General features: G+C 44.9%; 13 protein-coding genes and 1 riboswitch. Of the genes, 12 read left to right on the forward strand and 1 reads right to left on the reverse strand.

The window, feature by feature from the left end; translation table 11 throughout:
- The first annotated feature begins 46 nt into the window (after positions 1–46).
- From COP04_RS05115 to COP04_RS05165, 11 genes are all read left to right on the forward strand, one after another.
- The gene (locus COP04_RS05115) at positions 47–424 is read left to right on the forward strand and encodes an OsmC family protein (RefSeq protein WP_100486998.1); all 378 of its coding nucleotides are present in this window, start codon (positions 47–49) and stop codon (positions 422–424) included.
- Between the two features lie 213 nt (positions 425–637).
- Entirely contained in the window at positions 638–2659 is a 2022-nt protein-coding gene (locus tag COP04_RS05120; RefSeq protein ID WP_193437388.1) for a beta-galactosidase, read from the forward strand.
- Positions 2660–2791: 132 nt separating this feature from the next.
- Positions 2792–2895, forward strand: a riboswitch (SAM riboswitch).
- A gap of 169 nt (positions 2896–3064) precedes the next feature.
- Positions 3065–4624 (forward strand): ABC transporter substrate-binding protein, encoded by a 1560-nt coding sequence (locus tag COP04_RS05125; RefSeq protein WP_100486999.1) that lies wholly within the window; start codon positions 3065–3067, stop codon positions 4622–4624.
- A 75-nt stretch (positions 4625–4699) separates the two neighbouring features.
- Complete coding sequence (locus COP04_RS05130; protein ID WP_100487000.1) at positions 4700–5644, forward strand: ABC transporter permease; 945 nt, start codon at positions 4700–4702, stop codon at positions 5642–5644.
- A 12-nt stretch (positions 5645–5656) separates the two neighbouring features.
- Positions 5657–6550, forward strand: coding sequence for an ABC transporter permease (locus tag COP04_RS05135; protein WP_100487001.1), 894 nt, complete (start codon positions 5657–5659; stop codon positions 6548–6550).
- A gap of 33 nt (positions 6551–6583) precedes the next feature.
- A complete protein-coding gene (locus tag COP04_RS05140; protein WP_100487002.1) occupies positions 6584–7648 on the forward strand; it encodes an ABC transporter ATP-binding protein in 1065 nt (354 codons plus the stop codon).
- Positions 7641–8585: an ABC transporter ATP-binding protein gene (locus COP04_RS05145; RefSeq protein WP_100487003.1), complete on the forward strand. Its 945-nt coding sequence runs from the start codon at positions 7641–7643 to the stop codon at positions 8583–8585. Before COP04_RS05140 ends, COP04_RS05145 begins: the two co-directional genes overlap by 8 nt.
- Before the next feature lie 16 nt (positions 8586–8601).
- Positions 8602–8988: an OsmC family protein gene (locus COP04_RS05150; RefSeq protein WP_100487004.1), complete on the forward strand. Its 387-nt coding sequence runs from the start codon at positions 8602–8604 to the stop codon at positions 8986–8988.
- A gap of 325 nt (positions 8989–9313) precedes the next feature.
- Positions 9314–10288 carry a phosphoglycerate dehydrogenase gene (locus COP04_RS05155; protein WP_100487005.1) on the forward strand — a complete coding sequence of 325 codons (975 nt, stop codon included), beginning with the start codon at positions 9314–9316 and terminating at the stop codon, positions 10286–10288.
- A gap of 503 nt (positions 10289–10791) precedes the next feature.
- Entirely contained in the window at positions 10792–12966 is a 2175-nt protein-coding gene (locus COP04_RS05160) for a glycoside hydrolase family 3 N-terminal domain-containing protein (protein ID WP_239984770.1), read from the forward strand.
- Between the two features lie 258 nt (positions 12967–13224).
- Positions 13225–14694 (forward strand): NAD-dependent succinate-semialdehyde dehydrogenase, encoded by a 1470-nt coding sequence (locus COP04_RS05165; protein ID WP_100487007.1) that lies wholly within the window; start codon positions 13225–13227, stop codon positions 14692–14694.
- Between the two features lie 313 nt (positions 14695–15007).
- Here COP04_RS05165 and COP04_RS05170 read toward each other — a convergent pair whose 3' ends face one another.
- Entirely contained in the window at positions 15008–15712 is a 705-nt protein-coding gene (locus COP04_RS05170) for a GntR family transcriptional regulator (RefSeq protein ID WP_162297079.1), read from the reverse strand.
- Between the two features lie 166 nt (positions 15713–15878).
- On the opposite strand from COP04_RS05170, the gene COP04_RS05175 reads away from it, so the two are divergent.
- The gene (locus tag COP04_RS05175; protein ID WP_100487009.1) at positions 15879–16184 is read left to right on the forward strand and encodes a PTS sugar transporter subunit IIB; all 306 of its coding nucleotides are present in this window, start codon (positions 15879–15881) and stop codon (positions 16182–16184) included.
- The last annotated feature ends 9 nt before the right edge of the window (positions 16185–16193 follow it).

Here is a 16193-nt window from a genome sequence, read left to right on the forward strand (position 1 = left end):
GTTCACATGCCATGTAATATAGAAATTTAGTTGTGAGGTGATCGTGATGGAACTCATTCAACAATCAGAAACCATCGAGCTTGTCCATGAAAACGGAAACTGGCTGCTCGGCAGGCAAAAAGGTTTTTCACCGGTTCAGCTGATCGCCGCATCTGCGGCTGCGTGCAGTACTTATGTATTTGAACAGTTACTTGACGGACAACAGATCCCGTATCAGCTGATCAACGTCTCTTTCGATTATCAGGAGAGTACTGCCTATCCCAATCCAATCTCGCAAATTGACGTCCGCTTCCTGATTGATGTGCCACGAGCAAGTCAGGAAGCCGCCAAACAAATTTTCATGCAAATTCCCGGGAACTGTCCGGTCATCCAGTCTCTCCATCCGCGTATCAGGCTTAATGAATCTGTGACGTTCGCCGAATGACCGGCAACGACACTGCTGACGGATACGGCTGGCAAAATTCCAAATCCAAATTGATAAACCGGCAGAAGGAATGGCTGGTAAGCTGTAAAAAGACAAGATACAGGTAAGAAGTTTCATAAGAAATATGTACATTGAAGTGACAGGATTGCAGCATAGCAATTAAGCTAATTTTCCTGGATCTACTCTAGCTCATTCATAAGGAGACTGTCCGGCATGCTGAGTGTACAAACCGCCTTTTATTATGGCGGAGACTATAATCCGGAACAATGGGATGAATCGGTATGGGCTGAAGATATGCGGCTGATGAAGAAAGCCGGCGTTAATTATGTCAGCGTTAATATTTTCAGTTGGGCAAGCCTTCAACCGGATGAGGAAACCTATGATTTCGGTACTTTGGATAAAATCATGAACATGCTGGCCGCGAATGCTATTCGTGCTGATCTAGCAACGGCGACAGCCGCACCCCCGGCCTGGCTGGCACGCAAGTATCCGCAGTCGCTTCCGGTTTCGATTGACGGAACACGGCTTCTGCCGGGATCACGCCAGCATTACTGCCCGAACAGCACGGATTATCAAAGATTGGCGGCGGCTCTTGCTGAACAGCTTGCATTTCGCTATCGGAATCATCCGGCACTGACCATGTGGCATGTCAATAATGAATACGGCTGCCATGTTTCCGAGTGTTACTGCGAAACGTGCAAAGCTAAATTTCAAGTATGGCTGAAGAAAAAGTATGGTGCGATCGCAAAATTAAATAAAAGCTGGTCGACGGATTTCTGGAGTCAGCGATATTACGCATGGGAAGAAATCAACCTTCCAGGGAAAATGCCGGCGCAGCACAATCCGAATCAGCAGGTGGACTATAAACGTTTTATGAATGATTCCATTCTGGATTTATTTAAAATGGAACGGGATATCATCAAAAACTATACACCGCGGATTCCGGTGATGACCAATCTGATGGGGCTGCATAAGCCAATCAACGGTTTTATGTGGGCTAAGAAGATGGATCTAGTCACATGGGACGCTTATCCGGATCCCTTCCAGCATGTCCCTTATGAATACTTTATGGCACATGATTTGACACGGAGCCTGAAGAAACAACCTTTTTTGTTAATGGAGCAGGCGCCCGGTGCGGTCAATTGGCGGGAACAAAATGCTGTAAAAACACCCGGGCAGATGCGCTTGTGGAGTTATGAGGCGGTGGCTCACGGAGCGGATGGCATCATGTTCTTTCAGTGGCGGGCATCACAGGGAGGAGCGGAGAAGTTTCACAGCGGAATGGTTCCCCACTCCAATGATGAAGACAGCCGCAGTTTCCGGGAAGTGGCTGCGCTTGGACAGGAATTGAAAAAGTGCCGCGAGCTGGTTGGCACAACATTCAAGGCGGAAGTTGCGATTGTTTTTGATTGGGAAAACTGGTGGGCTTTGGAGCAAAGTTCAAAACCATCGAATCTCGTCCGGTATGCCTCCGAACTGGGCACCTATTACCGTACTCTTCGCGAACTGAACATTAGTGCTGATTTTGTCCCTTTCGAAGAAGATTTAACACCTTATCGTGTTGTACTGGCGCCGGCCAGTTATCAGGTGCCGCAATCTTTTACTGAAAAAGTGAAAGCATATGTCCGGCATGGAGGAATCTTTCTGACCAACTTCTTCAGCGGGATTGTCGATCTTTCCGACCGGGTCTATCTCGGCGGTTATCCCGGGGCATACCGAGAGCTGCTCGGCATCTACGTTGAGGAATTCGCACCAATGAAGAAAGGACAGGTTCACCAAATCGCAACGCCATGGGGAGATTCATCGATCCGGATCTGGGAAGAGTACATTCAACTGCGAGGAGCTGGCGCACTGGCGACATTCAAAAACGGTTATCTCACAGGTATGCCTGCAGTCACCAGCCATGCCTACGGAAAGGGACAGGCCTATTATGTCGGCACTCATCCCGATACAGTCTATCTGAAACATCTGCTTATCGGCATCATGGAAAGAACTCAAGTTTTCCCGCCACTGAGCGTGCCTGAAGATGTGGAAGTAACGGTGCGTGAAAGCCACAATATAAAATACTATTTTATTCTCAACCATTCCGATACTGAAAAAATGTTCGCCATTGATCCGATCTTTGTTGATCTTTTAACCGGACGTGAGGAAAGTAGACTAATCAAACTGGCACCGAGGGATGTTAAGATTCTGAGGGCAGAAAAAGAGAAAATCAGTTATGAAAAAACAGATTGAACGGGATTTAAATATCAGCTGTTATTTGATACTGTCAAAATACAAATTAATTCTATCAAATAAATAGGTTTTAATGATTGACAGCGTCAGTCTTACCCTTTATAGTAGTTACATCAACTCAATTGAATATAATTCTTATCTAGAGCGGCGGAGGGACTGGCCCAGTGAAGCCCGACAACCAGCACATGGTGCACGGTGTTAATTCCAGGAACACGATGGTGTTCAAAAGATGAGAGGGACGGATAACAACAGGCCTTTTTATCTTTGCGGCTTGTTTTTTTTGCCGCTGAAAAAAGCGTAGGCAGAGGACATAGAGATATCAATCATCTGCCTGCGCCGCCATTGCATTCTAGAGAGACTATATTTCAGAGGGGAAATTGTGTTAACAGCGGGGGGAAGTTGATTTTGAAGAAATCTTTGGTTGTCCTTTTGGCTCTTATTTTTATATTAACGTTAAGCGCATGCGGGTCAAACAATACAGCATCAAACAATAGTAAAAACGGAGGGTCGTTAACGGTTGCCGTACCCGGTGATCCACTTGTTCTGAACCCTAATTACGCCAGCGACCGAGTAACCCTGACGATTCAACAGGCGCTCTATTCGCCCCTGTTTTACATCAACGGGAGAAACGTTACACCGGCATTGGCGGATAAGCTGACCGCCTCAAAGGATCAACTGAAATATACGCTGATTCTGAAGAAAAATCTGAAATGGAGTGACGGTACGCCCCTCACGGCAGATGATATTGTCTTCACGCTGAATTCGATCCTTGACACGAAACAGAACAGTGATCTCCGCGGGAACTTTGTCTTTAACAACGAACCTGTAAAAGTTGCGGCGATCAACAAAAATACGGTTGTCTTCACCTTACCCACGGTGGCACCGGCTTTTCCGCTAAGTCTGGAACAGCTTTATCCAATTCCGCAGCACGTGTTTAAAAACGAAGGCGATCTCCAGAAGAGTACGAAGAATAATCATCCGGTCGGTTCCGGCCCTTTCCGGTTTGTTACCTATAAATCCGGCCAATATGTAGAAACGCAGCGGAATAACTATTATTTCGGCGGGAAAGCACATCTTGATAAAGTTATTTTCCAGATTACAAAAGATCAAAATGCAGCCAACCTTGCACTTGAAAATGGAAGTATTCAATTGAAAGCCATTCAGCCGGCTGATGTAAAGAATGTGACTAGCAGGGGAAATACAGAAGTTATTTCATATCCTGAATATCGCTTGAACTATGCAGTCTTCAATGAGAATGTGCCGGCATTTAAAAACAAAACATTCCGCCAGGCATTGTCCTATGCGCTTAACCGTGAGGACGTTATCAAATCTGCATATGGGTCGAGCAAGTACGGCGTGCCTGCCTCATCGATCTTTACTTCCGATGTAAAATTCCAGGATACGAACGTCCAAGCTTATCCTTATAATCTGACAAAAGCGAGACAACTTTTGGGTAAGAGCAAAGTGGATACGAAGCAACCGCTTTCTATTATTTACCTGAATAATAATCCGGCTCAGGAAAGCATTGCCCTTTATTTCCAGCAACAGTTTAAAAAAATCGGCTTGAATCTTCAGCTGAAACCAACAGATCCTACGGCACTGAATAATATTACTCTTGACCGGAACAGCAAGGCTTACGGCATTTTGTTAAACGGTTATATCATGGGGCCGGAAGCCGATGTGTATAAAGTACTTTATCAGTCGGATTCACCTTATAATTACGCCAACTATCACAATTCCAAATTGGATAAGCTCTGGAACGCGGCCGCTGTTGAGACCAATCAGACCAAACGCGCAGCTTATTATGATCAGATTCAGAAACAAATCGCAGATGATGCGGTCATCTATCCAATCTCTTACGATGATGCGATACTCGCTATAAATAAAAAATTTGGTGGCATACAGGCAGCAAAACCGCAACCGGTAACTATTTTCAGAGATCTGTCAAAACTCTATCTGAAATAATAATGAAATACAGTTTATGAGATGGATTAGAGACTTGGTGGAAACACCAAGTCTGTTTTTTGGAGGGAATAACGATTGAGCAAAATGATAGCAAGGCGTGTACTTCAAATCGTTCCAATGCTGTTCGTAATTTCCATTATTTCTTTTGCTCTGGCTAAGCTCGCTCCCGGTGATCCGGTAAAAATGTATGTGACACCTAACATGCATCCGGAAGATGTCGAACGGATCCGGAGAAGCCTAGGGCTCAATCTGCCCATTTATGAGCAGTATATCCGCTGGCTGATTCAGGTCTTACATGGGAATCTGGGTTACTCTCTTCAAAACAGCCAGCCTGTTCTGGGGCAGATTCTTCAGAGACTTCCGGCAACGATCGGCTTAATGGGATCATCACTCGTGCTGACTCTGATTTTTGCTGTCCCGCTTGGGTTGGTGGCGGCGAAATATGCTGATACCTGGCTGGATCAGGTACTGAATTTGCTTTCATACATCAGCATCTCTATTCCTGTTTTCTGGTTCGGTATCATCCTGATTGATTTTTTTTCCGTCCAGCTGAACTGGCTGCCTTCTCTCGGTATGAGGACGATCGGCGTCAACAGTTTTCCCGACCTGGTGCAGCATGCCATTCTGCCGATAGCGACATTGACTTTCCAAGGGTGCGGCGCTTATTACCGGTATGTCCGGTCAAATACGATATCTGAACTTAAGAAAAGTTATGTAGAATTTGGCTATGCCAAAGGGTTGCCTGATTGGAAGATACTCTGGAATCATGTCCTGAAAAATGTATTGCTGCCTGTGATTACACTGCTCGGGATGTCGCTGCCGATGCTTATTTCCGGTGCGTATATTACGGAAAGTGTTTTTTCGTGGCCAGGACTGGGTCTGTTGAGTGTCGACGCCATTTTCAGCTTGGATTATCCGGTGATTATGGCGATGACTTTATTTTCTGGATTGATGCTGATATTGGGCAATCTCTTTGCAGACATTACTTATCAAATTGTCGATCCAAGAATTCGAAAGTAAGGTGAATCATAGATGCATGATGAACGTTTTGAACTCCTGCCCAATATCGCGCAGTCATCCGGACAGGTAGCTTATAAAGAACGCCGTGAGTCCGTGCTTTATCGGCTATGCCATGACAAACGGGCGATCGCTGCGTGCATCGTTTTGATTATTATCTCCGCTTTTTGCTTGTTTGCTTTTCTGTCACCTTATGACCCCAACTATTTGTCAATTCAGGACAAGCTGCTTTTACCTTCGGCTACTCACTGGTTTGGGACAGATGATCATGGACGGGATTATTTTACACGTGTCCTCTATGGCGGGAGAGTGTCGCTCGCGGTTGGGCTGTTTTCTATGCTAATTGCTGTTTTTCTTGGGACGATAGTTGGGACGGTATCCGGATATCTCGGCGGATTTGTTGACAGCTTTTTTATGAGGTTTCTCGATATTTTCATGTCACTTCCATCGTTCTTTGTACTGATGATCCTTAATGCCTATCTGAAACCGAGCGTGCAGAATATCATTATCATTATCGGGCTGCTCTCATGGATGGATGTTGCCAGGGTTGTCCGTTCGCAGACAATGAGTATTAAAGAGCAGGAGTTCATGCTTTATGCCAGAGCCATTGGGGTAAGAATGTGGCGCGCTATTTTTAAACATATCGTTCCCGGAGTCATGCCGTCCATTGTTGTAGCCGCCTCCCTGAACGTCGCTAATGCGATTTTGACCGAATCCGCCCTAAGCTTTCTGGGACTTGGCGTTCAGCCGCCCGCGTCTTCGTGGGGAAGCATGCTGAATAATGCACAGGGATACATCGGGACCGCGACATATCTTGCTGTCTTCCCGGGTGTTCTCATCCTGGTTGTCATTCTTTCCTTTAATATTCTAGGTGACACACTCAGAGATGCATTGGAACCAAAGAATTGATCAGAATACAAGCCTTTGTTGAGGTGGATATACATGGCGAAAAAGAAAATACTGGAAATTAATGAACTGGCAGTATCTTTTAAAACACATGCAGGAGAAGTACAGGCCATTCGCGGGATTGATCTGGCTTTATATAAGGGCGAGACACTCGCAATTGTCGGTGAATCCGGCTCGGGAAAATCAGTGACAGCAAGAGCAGTTATGGGCCTGCTGTCACAAAAGCAGGCAATGATCAAGAGTGGCAGCATTCTTTTTGGCGGTATGGATTTGCTGCATGTCTCTCAGAGGCAAATGCGAAAAATCCGTGGGAAAGACATTGCCATGATCTTTCAGGATCCTATGACTTCGCTGAATCCGACAATGACGATTGAGCGGCAAATTATCGAACCTTTGCGGATGCACCAGCGATTAATAAAAAGCGCAGCGAAAAAAAAAGCCGTGGAATTGCTGAAAATGGTTGGCATTCCCCAGCCGGAGATCCGGATTAAACAATATCCTCACCAATTTTCCGGTGGAATGCGTCAAAGGGTGGTTATTGCTGTTGCATTAGCCTGTGACCCCCAAATTCTGATTGCCGATGAGCCGACCACTGCACTGGATGTCACAATTCAGGCAAAAATTCTCGAACTATTAAATGGGCTTCAGAAAAAGACTCAGACATCTATTATTTTTATTACTCATGATTTGGGTGTTGTCGCCAATATGGCCAATCGTGTTGCGGTTATGTACGCCGGAAAAATTGTGGAAGTCGGAACGGTCGATGAAATTTTTTATAATCCGAAACATCCCTACACATGGGGATTGCTCAGTTCGATGCCGACACTGAATCTGAAAGACAAGGAATTGTATTCAATTCCCGGATCGATCCCTGATTTGATTGATCCGCCTCAGGGGGATGCATTTGCTCCGCGCAACCCCTATGCAATGAAAATTGATACAGAAGAACAACCGCCAATGTTTAAAATTTCAGAGACTCATTATGCAGCGACTTGGCTGCTTGATCCGAGAGCGCCTAAGGTTGATCCGCCTGAGGAAATTGTGCGCCGGGAGAAGATTTTTAAACAGCTGCAGGAGGCTGGTGAGATCATTGATGAGTGAGGACAGAAAGAAGTTGCTGGAAATCCGGCATCTGAAAAAGTATTTTTCTCCGGGAACCCGTAAAGAAGTCCGCGCGGTTGATGACATCTCTTTTGATATTTATGAGGGCGAGACATTTGGGCTGGTAGGAGAATCAGGATGCGGAAAATCAACTACGGGAAGAACGATTATCCAGCTTTATGATCGAACGGACGGGGAAATACTCTTTAATGGGAAAAATGTGTTTCAAATGAAGGGCGCTTCTGAACGGGATGTACTCCGGCGGGACATTCAGATGATTTTTCAGGATCCCTTTGCTTCTATTGATCCTCATTTTACTGCGAAAGATATTATTGCAGAGGGCATGGATGTCCACCATCTATACAAGACACGGGCGGAGCGTGATCAAAAGGTCTATGATTTGCTGGAAGAGGTCGGTCTGACGCGCGAGCATGCAGAACGAAATCCTCATGAATTTTCCGGAGGCCAGAGGCAGCGGATAGGTATTGCACGAGCACTCGCCGTCAGCCCGAAACTGATTATTGCCGATGAACCGATTTCCGCACTGGATGTATCCATCCAGGCGCAGGTTGTTAACTTGTTGAAAAGGATTCAACGCCAAAAAGGATTGACCTATTTGTTCATTGCCCATGATCTATCTATGGTTAAATATATAAGCGATCGAATTGCAGTGATGCATAAAGGCAAAATTGTTGAACTGGCTGATTCAGATGAACTCTACTGCTCTCCTCTTCATCCGTACACAAAGTCACTTCTGTCCGCCATTCCACAGCCCGATCCGATATTCGAACGAAAGCGTCAGCGCATTGACTATCAATGGAGAGAAGAGCAGGGAGATACCGGAAAACTGTACGAAATTTCTCCTAAACATTTTGTCTTTTGTTTGGAAGATGAAATTGCGGACTATCACCGTAAATACAATGCTTTAAAAAAATAAAAAGGAGGATCACGTAATGCAGCTCATTGACAATTCAGGCCACGTTGAACTCATTCATGAAAATGGAAATTGGGTTCTGCTGAGGGAACTCGGATTTTCTCCAATACAGACTGTTGTTGCTGCAACTGCTGCCTGCAGTACATATGTTTATGAAGGAATCCTTAGCAAGCAAAAAATTCCATATAAAATGATGGGCATTGATGTGGATTATGAAAGAAACACGGAGCTGGAAACCCAGCCTATTTCAAAAATATTTGTCCATTTTCACATCAGAGTCAGTCAGAAGGATCAGACAAAAGCGACCAAAGACCTGCATCTGATTCCAAAGAACTGCCCCGTTGTTCAATCATTAAATCCATCGATAGAAATCAGCGAAACGGTAACTTTTGTGGAGGAGGTATGAGATTGTAGCTGACTTGTTGACTGATTAGGATGGATTTCGCCTAATAGGAATCAAAGAAGTTGATGAAAAATTTGGGATTGCCGTGAATCCGGCAAACAGTATAAAAACGGAATGAGAGTTTTCTTACTCTTTGTCTGTTCATTCCAACGTAAATTAGTGGCAATAATGATCTTTTAAGCTCCCTCTTGTTGAAAGAAAGCTGAACGCAAAAGCCGTGCTGCTTGGTAAGATTGCCTGAGACCTGTTAAAATGGATATATAAAAACCCATGGGACTTGCGGGCTTGAATGATTGAGCAGCACTGTCCTGAAGGGAGGATCAAGGGCATGAAAGTTTTATTTTGTGTTGGAAAATCCTATTTTCCAATTCATCAAACGATGGTCAGCCAGCTTGAAGCCATTGGCGCGGAAGTGAACTGCCTGATGTTCGATCAGGCACGCAGCAAACAGAATATCATTGAAGCAATACGTGATGCATCTGTTTATATCACTGCGGTAGCCCCCGCTGATCGTGAAGTAATTGATGCCGCGCCACAGCTTAAATACATTTTAAAAACAGGTACCGGTCTCGATAACGTTGATATTGACTATGCGACGAAAAAAGGGATTTACGTCAGTAATGCCCCTGGTGAGAACGCGACGTCGGTCGCAGAACTCGCAATCGGGTTAATGGTCGCAATCTCAAGGAAGATCCCACAGCTGGATAAACAGACGAAAGAAGGCCACTGGCTCCACAGCAACGGGTTTGAGTGCAGTGGCAAGACTTTGGGTATTATCGGCTTTGGTTCCATCGGCATGAAAATTGCGCGGATTGCCGGTGCATTCGATATGAAAGTGATTGCCTATGGCGTGCACAAGGATTATGATGCCGCAGCCAGGTTGGGTACATCATTCGTGGAACTGGACAGGTTGCTTGCTGAATCCGATTATATTGTTGTCAGCACGTCACTGAAGAAAACCAATTATCATCTGGTTGATGCCCGGGCCATAGATAAAATGAAATCTTCTGCGTTCCTGATCAATATTTCCCGAGGAGCACTGATTGACGAACCGGCTTTGTTTGATGCTCTGCGCCTGGAAAAAATCGGCGGGGCCGCACTTGATGTTTTCGAATCTGAGCCGCCTGCAGAACTGCTTCCCGATCTTGATAATCTGATCACCACCCCGCATATCGGTGGAACGACAAAGGAAAGTGTCAATAGGGTAGCTCAGGTGACGGTGGAAAATATCCGCCGGTTTATTCATCATGAGCCACTGGCTTATTTGGCTAATCAAAAAGAACTTCATCACATAAAACAGTGAAAAACGCAGACTTAGATGTCTGCGTTTTTTGGATCAGAAAGCATAAATTTTTTTCGCCTATTGAAGGAAAATACACGGCAAAATGTTGCAAGCACTTTGTTAGGAGCTTGATTCAGTTTTAACTTAGAGAAAAGATCTGATGAGTCACCCTTTCTGTCCAATCAGAGTCCCATATCAACGAATCCTGGAGACAATATCAATGAAAAACAGATTCGAATCAACAAAAATGGATTTTCTGTATAAATCAGACCTTTAGTGAACACTAAAAACCACTTCCTCTCGATCCTATTCTTTTTGGTTCGTTGTCCGTGAAGAAATACGCAACAACGATAAGAATATAATCAAGAAGACGTGCATTTTTCACCCAGCATTTATATATATCTCCTTCTATTCGTTTTTGCAAATTAGGAAAAAATTTTGAGAAAAGGGTAAAAAGATAATCTGAAAGTTTGATTTTCTTTATGAAAACGTTGGTACTGTCTTCTTATGGAAAGGAGGGTATTTTGAAAGAACATCAACTCAGAGTTCTGCTTGAAAAACTCAGCCTGAAAGAAAAAGTCGGCCAGCTGGTACAACTAGTAAGTAATTTCTATCCGGATTTGGATGGGAAAGTGACCGGACCCATGGTGGAAATGGGCGTGACTGACGAGCTTGTGGCAAACAGCGGATCCGTCTTGGGAGCTTCCGGAGCCAGGCAGATTAAAAAAATGCTCAGAAAACAGCTGGAAAAAAACAGGCATCATATTCCTCTTCTTGTTATGGCGGATGTGATTCATGGGTATAAAACGATTTTTCCTATTCCGCTGGCCATGGGTTGCTCCTGGGATCCGGTTCTTGTGGAAAAAGCGGCTGAAATTTCTGCACGTGAGGCTTCTGTTTCCGGTGTCCATGTTGTTTTTGCCCCAATGGTTGACCTAGTGCGTGATCCGAGATGGGGCCGCGTGATGGAGTCGACCGGTGAAGATCCCTATCTGAATTCAGTATTCGCCAAAGCTTTCGTTAACGGTTTTCAAGGAAAGGATCTAAAGAATGATTTGAACCGGACAGCAGCCTGTGTCAAGCATTTTGCCGGCTACGGAGCGGTTGAAGGCGGGCGTGAGTATAACACAGTGAATATGTCGGAACGTCAGATGAGGCAGGATTATTTACCATCTTACAAATCAGCGCTGGATGCCGGCTGCAGGCTGATTATGACCTCTTATAATATAGTGGATGGGATCCCTGCTTCTGCGAATCAATGGCTCCTGCGCCGGGTGCTCAGGGATGAATGGAAATTTGACGGAGTCGTTATTTCCGACCGGGATGCTGTGCGCGAATTGATCCCGCATGGGGTGGCGGAAGATGAAAAGGAAGCAGCGCTTAAGGCGGTAAAAGCCGGCGTTGATATAGAAATGATGACGCTTTGCTATACGCATCATCTAGCAGAATTGATTGATGAGAAAAGGATTCCAGAGTCACTCCTTGACGAGGCTGCGTGGCGGATTCTGAAGCTGAAAAATGATCTCGGACTTTTTGAAAATCCGTTTCGCGGTGCCGATGAAGACAGGGAAAAAGAGTTGGTTTATTGCCCTGCCCACCGTAACATGGAGAGAAAAATTGCCGAACAAAGCTGCGTTCTGCTGAAAAACAATGGTACCCTGCCTTTGAAAAAGAAGCAGAAATTGGCCATTATCGGGCCATTCTCGAACAGCGGTGATATTCTAGGCGCCTGGTCCTGGCGTGGAGATCCGAATGCCACAGAGTCTCTCTCCGGAGCTTTCAAGTCTGAAGATGACTTTGAAATCTCTTCGGCCCGGGGTTCAGGAATTTTAGAGCGCCGGCCGGAACTGCTGAATGAAGCAGTTGAAACTGCGAATGCAGCAGATTTGTTGATCCTTGCCGTTGGAGAATCACCGCAAATGAGCGGCGAGGCATCGAGCAGAGCGGATATTAGGCTTCCGACGTGCCAACTCGAACTGATACGTGAATTAAAAAAACAACATAAACCGATGGTAGGTGTGCTTTTTAACGGGCGGCCACTTGATCTGACCGCGTGGATCGATGACATCGATGCATTGCTGGAGGTCTGGTATCCGGGATCCGATGGAGCGCGGGCTGTTGCCAATTTGCTGACAGGGAAAGCTAACCCGTCGGGAAAACTGAGTATGTCTTTTCCAAGGACAGTCGGCCAGATTCCGGTCTATTATAATCACTACAATACTGGGCGCCCTCCATCAGAAAATCCTAATACAAAGAAATACGTTTCAAAATATATTGATTGTCCGAATGATCCACTTTTTCCATTCGGATTTGGATTGAGTTATACAAATTTCGGTTATAGTGGACTGACTCTTTCCTCAGAAAAGGTTACAGACTCTGTGTCGATTGATGTCAGTGTTGATGTCAGTAATACCGGAACGTTTACCGGATCAGAAGTTGTGCAGCTTTACATCCGGGATGTTACAGGCGAAGTCGTGCGCCCCCTGAAAGAATTGAAAATGTTTAAGAAGATCGTGCTTCGGCCCGGTGAATGCCAGACAGTTCGTTTTACGATTGATGAACCCATGCTTAGATATTATCACTCTGATCTCAGTTATCGTAGTGATGAAGGCAGCTTTGAAGTTTTGGTTGGTGGTGACAGTGTCAGAACGTTGAACAAGCCGTTTAAATTAAGAAAAGTGTGGGGTGCTGATTCATGATGGGTAAGAATACTAACTTATGCCTCAGAAACGTTTAGACAGCCACGCAAACTTTTGGATGTCCTTTTATTCACCGCCTGTCATTTTGCAGGCGGCATTTTGGGGTGCGTGTACCAGGAAAAACGAGGCGGAGCTGTGGAAAGTCGATAAGCGATAAGGTATGCTTAATTTGGCTATCCTGTACGCTACACACATAGTCGCAGGTGGCTCATTTTGATCCTGATGATACAGCAATTTTTAATTGAATGAGGTGGCATCATGACAGAATTCGATACTTATTTGAAAAGTGCACCGACTCAACTCTTTATTGGTGGCCAATGGGTGGACGCTGAGAACGGTGAGAAAGATGAAGTCGTCAACCCGGCAACCGGACAGGTGATTGCCCGCGTCGCCCGTGGAGGTGCAGCTGATACGGAAAAAGCGATTGCGGCGGCGAACCTGGCTTTTCTTGAATGGTCGGAAACACCGGCTGATCAGCGGGCGCAGATTATGCGGACGATTGCTGATCTGATTGTTGCCGATGCTGACAGGCTGGCCGCGATTATGACTATTGAGCAGGGAAAACCGCTGGCTCAGGCAAAGGGTGAAGTGCTCGCCGGTGCAGAGAGTGTCCGCTGGTATGCGGAAGAATTGCGTCGCATTTATGGTGAAACGGTTCCTGGACCGAACGGGCAGCTGTTCCTCGTGCAGAAAGAACCGCTGGGGGTTGTCGGAGCGATTACACCGTGGAACTTTCCTTCTTCGATGATCACGCGGAAAATTTCCCCGGCAATCGCTGCAGGAAATACAATCGTTCTTAAGCCGTCTCCGGAAACACCGCTCTCTGCTACTGCTCTGATGGCGATATTTCAGAAAGGCGGGCTTCCGGACGGCGTCGTCAATCTGGTTACAGGTGATGCACCTGCGATTGGCAGGGTACTGACACAAAGTAATGCTGTGAGAAAAATTGCTTTTACCGGATCAACGGCAGTCGGCAAGTTGCTCTTCGGCCAGTCTGCTGAAACAGTGAAAAAAGTCTCGCTTGAACTGGGCGGACACGCTCCGTTTATTGTTTTTGCAGATGCGCCTGTTGAAAAAGTCGTTGCTGATCTGGTCAGTTCCAAATTCAGGAACAACGGTCAGGTCTGCACGTCCCCAAACCGGATTTTTGTTCATCAGTCGATTGTGGAAACATTTACAACTCAGCTCGCAGCTGCCGTAAGACAGGTGAAAGTCGGCTATGGGCTTGAGGACGGTGTGGATGCCGGTCCGCTGATCCGGGAGGACGCGATTGCGAAAATTGACCGTCAAATTGCAGACGCCGTTGCTAAAGGGGCAAAGCTTGCGACTGGCGGCAAACGGCTGACAGACGGCGCTTTTGCGGAAGGATACTTCTATGCACCGACTGTTCTGACTGGTGTCACAAATAAAATGGAAATATTTTATGAAGAAACATTCGGACCGGTGATCCCGGTCATCACATTTTCCGGTACCGATGAAGTGATCGCCATGGCGAATGACACTGCATACGGGCTTGCCAGCTACTTTTATACAGCAGATCTGAAACGGATCGCTAAGGTCAGCAAAAAACTCCAGTATGGCATGGTCGGCGTCAACAGCAATACGGTTGCATATACGCAGGCACCGTTCGGCGGTGTAAAGCATTCGGGATTGGGCCGTGAGAACGGGCACCAGGGCATTGAAGAGTATGTGAATGTGAAATTTATCAATCTGAAATATGACTTTTAAACTTCTATATGGAAAAGATAGCAGACCTGCTCTTAGCACCCTTCAGGAATAGTAACGACGGAAGGGTGTTATTTTTTAAGAACGAGAGGGTATAACGTTCACAAAAATATCATGTATAATAAAAAGGGGCTGTGCTGAAATATAGCAAAGAAACTGCAAAACAATGAACTTGAAAAATACAAAAAGTCTAGTTGTCTGCCGATTCCATTGTTAAAATGGATCTCAGATAGCTGGGCTTTTTGGTTACAGCATGATTTAAAAGTGACATGCGCGATTTCCGAAATTTTTGTATGATTTTACAAAGTGTTTGTCCTTAGTCACGCTGCACAGGCGTATACAAAACGATCTGATCATTGTTGTACAACGTTTCAGATATATTAAAGATGATACTGCTTTTGAGGTAATTAATTTCCCGGATCATCAGACTTGAGGATCCTTTTTGTACATTTAGATGTTCACATTCTTCATCGGTTAGAGGCTTAACTGAAATGTACTCATCTGAGAAGCGTATTTCCAATTTAAGGTCATTTTCAATATAAGAATAGATCGAGTTTTTCGCGATGTCTTCGTTCAGGTATTTGATAATATTTTTATTGTAATAAGAATCTTCGATTGAAAGAGGATGGTTATCAATAAATCGTAATCGTTTGACCCGATAAATCGGCGTGCCGATGTCACACGAGAAATTGCTGGCTAACTTTTTATCAGCGCTGATCAGACCGAAATTCAATAGTTTAGAGGTGATGCTATGTTCCGGCAACACTCTACTGAGACCGATTTTCACAGCTAAATTAAGAACATTTCTGTCTCCAATGGTTTTTTTATTGATGTAAAGGCCACTGCCCTGAATTTTGTGAATATACCCCTGTTTGACCAGAATGTTAATGGCACTCCGAATCGTGTTTCTGCTTACACTATACATTTCTAAAAGCTCTTTCTCTGTAGGTAATTTCTTCCCGAACGCATGAGCACGTATTTTTCTTTGCATGTCCTCAGCCACTTCTTTATATTTCGCCACTTTGATCCCTCCATATAATTCAACTAATACCATAAATTGTTTGAGTAAAGCAATGATATTATGAAAATAATTTATTTATTGGTACTTGATTAATTGGTACCAATAAATTATACTGTATTTGTTAAAAGAAAGCGATTACATTCCGAGCGAAAAGGGGAGAGTTTTTATGAAAATTGTTCTTTGCTGCGCTGCTGGTATGTCAACAAGTTTATTAGTCTCGAAAATGGAAACGGCTTCAAAATTACAGAATAAGGATAATACAATAATAGCTATTCCTGCTGAACAAGTGCCTTCAGAAATCGACTCAGCAGATGTTCTTCTTCTTGGTCCACAGGTCAGATATCTGCTTGCTAAATTCAAGAAACTTGGAGAAGAAAAAAATGTTCCGGTTGATGTGATCGGTTCTATTGAATATGGCACGATGAACGGCGAAAAAGTGCTTGCACAAGCTGAGCGTTTAATAAAAAAATGATGCGGGAAA

This window comes from Sporolactobacillus pectinivorans (assembly GCF_002802965.1).
Lineage (GTDB): Bacteria > Bacillota > Bacilli > Bacillales > Sporolactobacillaceae > Sporolactobacillus > Sporolactobacillus pectinivorans.

Bases quoted from the DNA above. Each gene is read 5' to 3' on its own strand.
- COP04_RS05150 (WP_100487004.1), top strand. From the start codon at position 8,602: ATGCAGCTCATTGACAATTCAGGCCACGTTGAACTCATTCATGAAAAT.
- COP04_RS05155 (WP_100487005.1), top strand. From the start codon at position 9,314: ATGAAAGTTTTATTTTGTGTTGGAAAATCCTATTTTCCAATTCATCAA.
- COP04_RS05140 (WP_100487002.1), top strand. From the start codon at position 6,584: ATGGCGAAAAAGAAAATACTGGAAATTAATGAACTGGCAGTATCTTTT.
- COP04_RS05115 (WP_100486998.1), top strand. From the start codon at position 47: ATGGAACTCATTCAACAATCAGAAACCATCGAGCTTGTCCATGAAAAC.
- COP04_RS05165 (WP_100487007.1), top strand. From the start codon at position 13,225: ATGACAGAATTCGATACTTATTTGAAAAGTGCACCGACTCAACTCTTT.
- COP04_RS05135 (WP_100487001.1), top strand. From the start codon at position 5,657: ATGCATGATGAACGTTTTGAACTCCTGCCCAATATCGCGCAGTCATCC.
- COP04_RS05145 (WP_100487003.1), top strand. From the start codon at position 7,641: ATGAGTGAGGACAGAAAGAAGTTGCTGGAAATCCGGCATCTGAAAAAG.
- COP04_RS05120 (WP_193437388.1), top strand. From the start codon at position 638: ATGCTGAGTGTACAAACCGCCTTTTATTATGGCGGAGACTATAATCCG.
- COP04_RS05175 (WP_100487009.1), top strand. From the start codon at position 15,879: ATGAAAATTGTTCTTTGCTGCGCTGCTGGTATGTCAACAAGTTTATTA.